General features: G+C 76.5%; 9 protein-coding genes. 2 read left to right on the forward strand and 7 right to left on the reverse strand.

Annotation, left to right across the window (positions count from 1 at the left end; all coding sequences use genetic code 11):
- Positions 1 to 12: 12 nt before the first annotated feature.
- From ACFW1I_RS29505 to ACFW1I_RS29535, 7 genes are all read right to left on the reverse strand, one after another.
- Entirely contained in the window at positions 13 to 843 is an 831-nt protein-coding gene (locus tag ACFW1I_RS29505) for a metallophosphoesterase (protein ID WP_384675604.1), read from the reverse strand.
- Positions 840 to 1,130 (reverse strand): BON domain-containing protein, encoded by a 291-nt coding sequence (locus ACFW1I_RS29510; RefSeq protein WP_384675606.1) that lies wholly within the window; start codon positions 1,128 to 1,130, stop codon positions 840 to 842. The genes ACFW1I_RS29505 and ACFW1I_RS29510 overlap by 4 nt, the downstream gene beginning before the upstream one ends.
- Complete coding sequence (locus tag ACFW1I_RS29515; protein ID WP_384675608.1) at positions 1,123 to 1,857, reverse strand: nucleotidyltransferase family protein; 735 nt, start codon at positions 1,855 to 1,857, stop codon at positions 1,123 to 1,125. The genes ACFW1I_RS29510 and ACFW1I_RS29515 overlap by 8 nt, the downstream gene beginning before the upstream one ends.
- A complete protein-coding gene (locus ACFW1I_RS29520; RefSeq protein ID WP_384675610.1) occupies positions 1,854 to 2,876 on the reverse strand; it encodes an iron-containing redox enzyme family protein in 1,023 nt (340 codons plus the stop codon). The genes ACFW1I_RS29515 and ACFW1I_RS29520 overlap by 4 nt, the downstream gene beginning before the upstream one ends.
- A 45-nt stretch (positions 2,877 to 2,921) precedes the next feature.
- Positions 2,922 to 3,236 carry a CDGSH iron-sulfur domain-containing protein gene (locus ACFW1I_RS29525; RefSeq protein WP_384675612.1) on the reverse strand — a complete coding sequence of 105 codons (315 nt, stop codon included), beginning with the start codon at positions 3,234 to 3,236 and terminating at the stop codon, positions 2,922 to 2,924.
- Positions 3,237 to 3,358: 122 nt separating this feature from the next.
- On the reverse strand, positions 3,359 to 4,051 hold the full coding sequence (locus ACFW1I_RS29530) for an HAD family hydrolase (RefSeq protein WP_384675614.1): 693 nt from the start codon (positions 4,049 to 4,051) through the stop codon (positions 3,359 to 3,361).
- 24 nt (positions 4,052 to 4,075) lie between these two features.
- On the reverse strand, positions 4,076 to 4,795 hold the full coding sequence (locus ACFW1I_RS29535) for a HemK2/MTQ2 family protein methyltransferase (RefSeq protein ID WP_384675622.1): 720 nt from the start codon (positions 4,793 to 4,795) through the stop codon (positions 4,076 to 4,078).
- A 239-nt stretch (positions 4,796 to 5,034) separates the two neighbouring features.
- Here ACFW1I_RS29535 and ACFW1I_RS29540 point away from each other — a divergent pair, with 239 nt between their 5' ends.
- Both ACFW1I_RS29540 and ACFW1I_RS29545 read left to right on the forward strand, forming a co-directional pair.
- The gene (locus ACFW1I_RS29540) at positions 5,035 to 5,619 is read left to right on the forward strand and encodes an SRPBCC family protein (protein ID WP_384675616.1); all 585 of its coding nucleotides are present in this window, start codon (positions 5,035 to 5,037) and stop codon (positions 5,617 to 5,619) included.
- Positions 5,620 to 5,621: 2 nt separating this feature from the next.
- Entirely contained in the window at positions 5,622 to 6,050 is a 429-nt protein-coding gene (locus tag ACFW1I_RS29545) for a hypothetical protein (protein WP_384675618.1), read from the forward strand.
- Positions 6,051 to 6,331: the final 281 nt, after the last annotated feature.

A 6,331-nucleotide genomic window follows, 5' to 3' on the forward strand; every position in this document is an offset into this window, starting at 1 on the left:
GGTCCTGGCAGGTCAGTGGTTGTCGTAGCGGGCCGGGAGGGAGACGGAGGCGGACGTCGTGGACGCCTCCGCCCGGTGGCCGTCGAGGGGGAGGCGGTAGAGGGCGAAGGCGTGGTCGATCACGGGCTGCGCGACGTTCCGGACGCGGACCCCGCCGGCCGTCATGCCGTGCTCGGTGCCGAGGTGGGCGTGGCCGTGAACGGCGAGGTCGGCACCCTGGGCGTCGATGGCCTCGGCGAGGAGGTAGCTGCCGAGGAAGGGGTAGATCTCGGGCGGTTCGCCCGCGAGGGTGTCGGGGACCGGGGAGAAGTGCGTGAGCGCGATGCGGACGGCGCAGCCGTGCTCGGCCAGTTCGGCGAGGGCGCCGGCCAGCCGTTCGGCGCTGCGCCGGGTCGTCCGGACGAACGCCTTCATCTCGGGCTCGCCGAACTCGCCCGCGCTGCGCCCGACGAACCCGCCGCAGAAGCCCTTCACCCCGGCGACGCCGACCTTGTGCCCGGCGACGGGCAGGACGGTGCTGTCGCCCTCCAGGACCCGCACGCCGGCGTCGCGGAGCACCCGGGTGACGCCGTCCGGTTCGTCCGCGTGGTGGTCGTGGTTGCCGAGGACGGCGATGACGGGGACGCCGAGGGAGGCGACCTCGCCGGCCACCACCTCGGCCTCGGCCACGGAGCCGTGCCGGGTCAGGTCGCCGGCGAGGAGCAGCAGGTCGGCGCAGTCGGGGAGGGCTTCGAAGGCGGGGCGGAGCAGTCCCGCAGAGTCCTCGCCGAGGTGGATGTCGCCGACGGCGGCGACGCGGACGGCCGCGTCGCGGGCGGTCCGCTCGGGCGGGAGGAGCGTCATGGCAGTTCCTCGCCGTGGTCCGGGGCGTCGTGGCCGGCGACGGCGAGTTCCGCCCGGACGGTGACGCCGCCGAGCGTGTCGCGGGCGAGGTCCACGATCTCCTCGCGCCGGACGGAGTCGGTGACGGTCCCGGTGAGCAGGACGGCGCCGCCGCGCCACTCCACCCGGACGCCGAGTTCGGCCTGGCCGTCCAGGGCGAGCCGCTCCCGCAGCAGGGCGATGCGGTACTCGTCCGCGGGCGGCTCCGGCACGGGGTCGTAGCCGTGGGGCTCCGGTCGGTCAGTCACGGCGGTCCGCCTCCTGTCCTGGCGGAGAGGCCTGCGGGGGCTGGGGGGTCTGCGGGGGCTGTGAGGTCGGTGGGGTCGGTGGGATTTGCGGGGTCGGTGGGATCTCCGGCAGCACGCCGAGGAGGCCGAGCAGATAGAGGAAGGCCACCGCCATGGGGTGGTCGCGGGTCTCCTCGCGGACCCGGTCCCAGTCGACGCGTTCGCGCAGGCCGCGGGCGACCGGCAGCAGGGCGCCGTAGTCGCAGTGGTGCTCGGAGAGCGCCGCGAGGCGGCCGGTCATCAGGTCGGTGGGGTCGATCACCGGCAGGTGGACGGAGTCGACGGGCAGGATCCGGGCCCGGTCGAGGAGTTCCTTGGTGACGGGCCGGCCGGCGAGGGCGAAGATCAGGTCGATCTGCTCGCCGCCGCTGCGGGCCTTGACCAGCCAGTCCTCCGGCGGGTCGACGATCCGGACGCCGCGCCCGCGCAACAGCCGGACCACGGTCTCGGAGTCCTCCGCGCGCAGCGCGAAGTCGGCGTCGTGCTGGAGCCGGACCGGGATGCCGTACGCGTAGGCGGCGACGCTGCCGACGAGGGCGAACGGGCAGCCGGAGCCCTTGAGGAGGGCGCCGACCTCCTTGGTGACCTCCAGAATGGCCTGGGTGTGGTCGGGCGGCAGCGCGTCCGCGACCCGGCCGCCGCCTCCGAGGTCGTCCCCGGCGCGGGTGGCGTGTTCCATGAGGTTCATGTCTCCTCCTCGATGGGGGTCCGCAGGGCGCTGGCGCCGGAGCGCCAGGCGTCCGTGACGGCCCGGGCGAGGGCGTCCTCCACGAGGACGGTGGCCCGCGCCCCGAAGGCGACGTCGGCGGCGAGACCGGGCTCCTCGTCGAGCAGTCCGCCGACGACCTCGCGCCGGACCAGCTGCTCGTGGACGGCGTCGGCCTCCACGTGCTCGTCGTAGAAGCGGGCCGCGTCCTCGCCCGCCCCGCACCGGCGCAGCGCGACGGCGAGCCGGGAGGCGGCGGGCGGGGAGGTGATCTCCAGCACGGCGAAGTGGCCGACGAGGGCGCCCCGGAGGGCCCGGTGGAGCCCGAACAGCGACATCACGTTGGCGGCGGCGAGGGCGGGCGCCCCGACGTGCGGCAGGTAGTGGCCGTAGTCGGGTACGAGGCCCAGGCCGCGCATCAGGTCGGCGTAGAGCCGCGCGTGCACGCGCTCCTCCCGGCCGCAGCCGAACTCGTCGTACAGCACGGTCGCCATGCCCGCCTTGGCGCGTCCCCGCAGCCGGGGCAGCACCCAGGCGTGCGGATCGGACTCCCGCAGCTGGTGCACGGAGCGCAGCACCGCGTACTCCCGCATCAGCTCGATCGTGCCGTGGCGCAGCAGGTGGCGGGAGACGCCACGGCCGTCGGGCGGCTCGATCAGCAGGCCGTCGAAGACCTCGGCGGGCGTCACGGTGCCGGGGCACGCCTCCCGCAGCGCCGTCACGAAGCGGCCTTCCAGGAGGGCGCGCAGGCGCAGCAGTCCGAGGTCCCACTCGGCGGCGTCGGGCACGTGCGCGAAGCCTCGGTAGTGGAGCTCGTAGCCGAGGTGGAGGGCCAGCTGGACGTCGTCGCCGAACGGGTCGGCGGCCAGGACGGCGGCGGGGCCGGGCAGCGCGCCGGACCGGCCGCCGAGGCGGGCGGTGACTGCGGCGGAGAGCTCCCCTCGGGCCGGGGGCAGGGCGGGTGCCCTGGCCGCGGCGGCGCTCGGGGCGGTGATCGTCATGGCACGGTCTCCTCGGTGGGGGGCGGGCGGCCTGGGGTTCCCGCGTCAGGCGGGCGGCGCGGGGTCGTCGTCCCGGTGGGGGCGGGCCCGGCGGCGGTGGCTGGTGTCGCAGAACGGGTCGCGCAGGCTGCGCCGGCACCGGCACAGCGCGACGACGGGCCGCTCGCTGCGGCGCACGGTCCCGTCAGGCATCACGACCTCCACGGGCCCGTCGATCAGCAGCGGGCCCTCTCCGAGGGGGGTGAGCCGGACGGCGTGGGTGCGGGGCCGCGGCGGGACCGGGTCCCGGTCCTCGGAGGCGGGGACCGGGTCCTGGTCCTCGGGGGCAAAGACCGCCGGCTGCTCGTGCGCGGTTTCCACGGCGTACCTCCTGGGGTGCGGCCGCGGGACGGGGTCGGTACGGCTCCGGTCCCACGGGACGGACGCCTTGGCGCCTGCCCCCTCCTGGCCCCGCCATGCCCGGCCGGCGGCGCGGGCCCGGGTCAGCGCGGGGGGCGTGCCAGGGGGCTGGTGTCGAGGTGGCGGAGGAGGGTGAGGGCGTCCTCGTGGACGACGACGGCGCCGGCGTCCTCCAGTTCCCGGCGGGTCGTGCCGCCGGTGAGGAGTCCGACGCAGGGCACGCCGGCGCGTCCGGCGGCCTCGACGTCCCACACCGTGTCGCCGACGAGGACGGCGTCCTCGGGCTCGGCGCCGACCGCGTCCAGGGCGGCCCGCACCAGGTCGGGGGCGGGTTTGGTGGCGGTGACGTCGGCGCTGGAGGTGGCGGCGTCGATGACGTCGTCGGCGTCGAGCCGGGCGCGGACGGCGGCCACCTCGTCCTCGGAGGCGGAGCTGGCGAGCACGATCCGCCAGCCCCGGGCGGCGGTGGCGCGGAGCAGTTCCGCCGCGCCGTCGAACGGGGCGAGGGAGTCGAACCAGGTGGCGTAGAGGGTGCCGTGGGCGTCGGCGACGGCGTCGTCCTCGTCGCTCCTGCGGTCGGCGCCGAGCACGGCGTCGAGGAGCCGGTCCGCGCCCATGCCGACGGCGCGGTGGATCCGGGCCATCGGCACCGTGTGGCCGTGCTGTCGCAGGGCCATCCACCAGGTGAGGGTGTGCAGGTAGTTGGTGTCGACGAGGGTGCCGTCGACGTCGAACAGGGCGACGCCGCGGGCCTGGGGTGCGGAGTGCGGGGTCATCGCGTCTCCCGTGGGGCGGAGGGGTCACCGGGCCGGGCCGTCGTCGGCTGCCGGCACTGGGCGGCTGCCCGGGTCGGGGCGCGCCATGCGGGCACGTGGGGCGCGGACGGCCCGGATCACCACGAGCTGCTCGGTGCGGCTGCCCGGAGCGACGATGTCGCGCGCCTCGAACCAGGCGGCCCGGGCCGTCATGACCGGCCCGAACGGCTGGTCCCTGCGGGCGACGACCCGGGCCCGCAGTCCGGCGGCGTCCAGTGCGGCGAGCGTGGCGGCGACGCCGCTGAGCGAGGACTGGACGAGCAGCAGGACGCCGTCGGGGGCGAGGACGGCGGGCGCGGCGCGGCAGATCCGGTCGAGGAGCAGCCGCCCGTCGTGGCCGGCGTCCCAGGCCCGCGCGGGCCCCGAGGCGGGCGGCTCCGGGGCGGGGGCCGGTACGTAGGGCGGGTTGGCGGTCACCAGGTCGAACCGCTCCCCCGCGACGGGTGCGGCGAGGTCGCCGCGCAGGACGCGGATCCGGCAGCGGCGCAGGCGGGCGTTGCGGCGGGCGGCGGCGACGGCGGCGGGCGCGATGTCGGCGGCGGTCGCCCGGGCGCCCCGGCGGGCCGCCGCGATGGCGAGGACGCCGGTGCCGGTGCACAGGTCGAGGGTGCGGGCGCCGCGCGCCAGGCGCTCGCGGGCGAGGCTCTCCAGGAGCAGGGCGGTGTCGCCCTGGGGCGCGTACACCCCGGGCGGTCTGATCATCATCGTCATGGGCTTCGTCCGGTCGTCGTGGGGGCGTGGCGGTGTGGCGTGTGGTGGGGGGGTGGGGGGTGTGGCGTGTGGAGGGGTGGTGGCGGGGCCCGGGGGGGCTTCGCGGCCCCGCGCGGCGCGGCTACCCGCCCCCGCCGTCCGGCACGCGCGCGTGGCGGGTGGTGGTTACGGCCCGCGGACGCGGGTAGCCGCGCGCCGACGGGTACTGCGCCGACACGACGCGAACCAGGGAGATGACCGAGATGGTGCACGACACGATCGAGGTGGAGGCCCCGCTGCGCGAGGTCTACGACCAATGGACGCAGTTCGAGGAGTTCCCCCGCTTCATGGACGGAGTCGAGGAGGTGCAGCAGCTCGACGACCGGCTCTGCCACTGGCGGACCAAGGTCGCGGGCGCGACCCGCGAGTTCGACACCGAGATCGTCGACCAGCTGCCCGACGAGCGCATCGCCTGGCGGACGGTGGGCGGCGACGTGAAGCAGAAGGGGGTCGTCACCTTCGAGCGGGTGGACGACGCGCACACGCGCGTGCACCTCAGCATGGAGGTGGAGGCCGCCGGCATGGCCGACCGGGCGGCGAAGGCGATGGGGTTCGTGGAGAACCGGATCGAGGGGGACCTGCACCGGTTCAAGCACTTCATCGAGGAACGCGACCGGGCGACCGGTGCCTGGCGGGGACGGCTCCGCCCCGGCGACAGCTCGGGCGCGACCACCCCGGCCGATCCGGCGACCCCGACCGACGACATACCCCCGTACGGCATGCCGCCCTCCGAGGAGATGCCGCGGCGCGACCGTCCCCCGTACGCGGGGCCCGCGTAGCCATGTCCGGCTCCCGCCCCGAACTCCTCCTCCTGGACGTGTCGCTGCACACGGAGGAGCAGGGCCGCCTCCCGGTGGCCCTGGGCGGCGGCGCGGTGGACGCCGCGCCGCTGGTCCTCGGGGAGGGCACGGTGGTGAGCCTGGGGCTGACCTTCCGGCTGGGCGGCGAGGTGGACGGGCTGACCTTCGAGGAGGAGCGCGCCCGGGACGGACGGGTCCTCGCCACGACCCGGACGCTGCTCGGCGACTTCCGGCGCGGCGGACCGTACGAGGTGTGGCTCCCGCCGCAGCGGATGCCGGTCGGGCGCGCGCACTGCGGCGTCTACCGGATGAGCGGCCGGCTGACGGACGGGGCCGGGCGCGAGCTGGCCCGCGAGGACCACGCCCTGCGCCTCGTCCACCTGAGCGGCACCCCGACGACACCCGCCTGAGCGAACGGGGGACGCCCTCTGAAATCCGGCCACGCGCCCGGCCCGTCCTCCGGGCGGCGCCCGTTTCCGCACCTCCGTCTGAGCAGGCGTTCCGCAGGGCGGTGCCCACCCTGCACGCCCGGCTTACGCGCCGGGCCCGGCTGATGGGCGGCGCCGCTGGCTGGTCCTCCGTGTGGGCAGGCGTTCCGCAAGGGGCGGAACGGGTGGGCACACGGAACGGCGCCCCTCCGCCGGGCCTAGGCTCCCGCGCCTGAACCCGCACCCGCTGTACGGCTCCGTAC

The organism is Streptomyces sp. NPDC058955 (assembly GCF_042741435.1).
GTDB lineage: Bacteria > Actinomycetota > Actinomycetes > Streptomycetales > Streptomycetaceae > Streptomyces.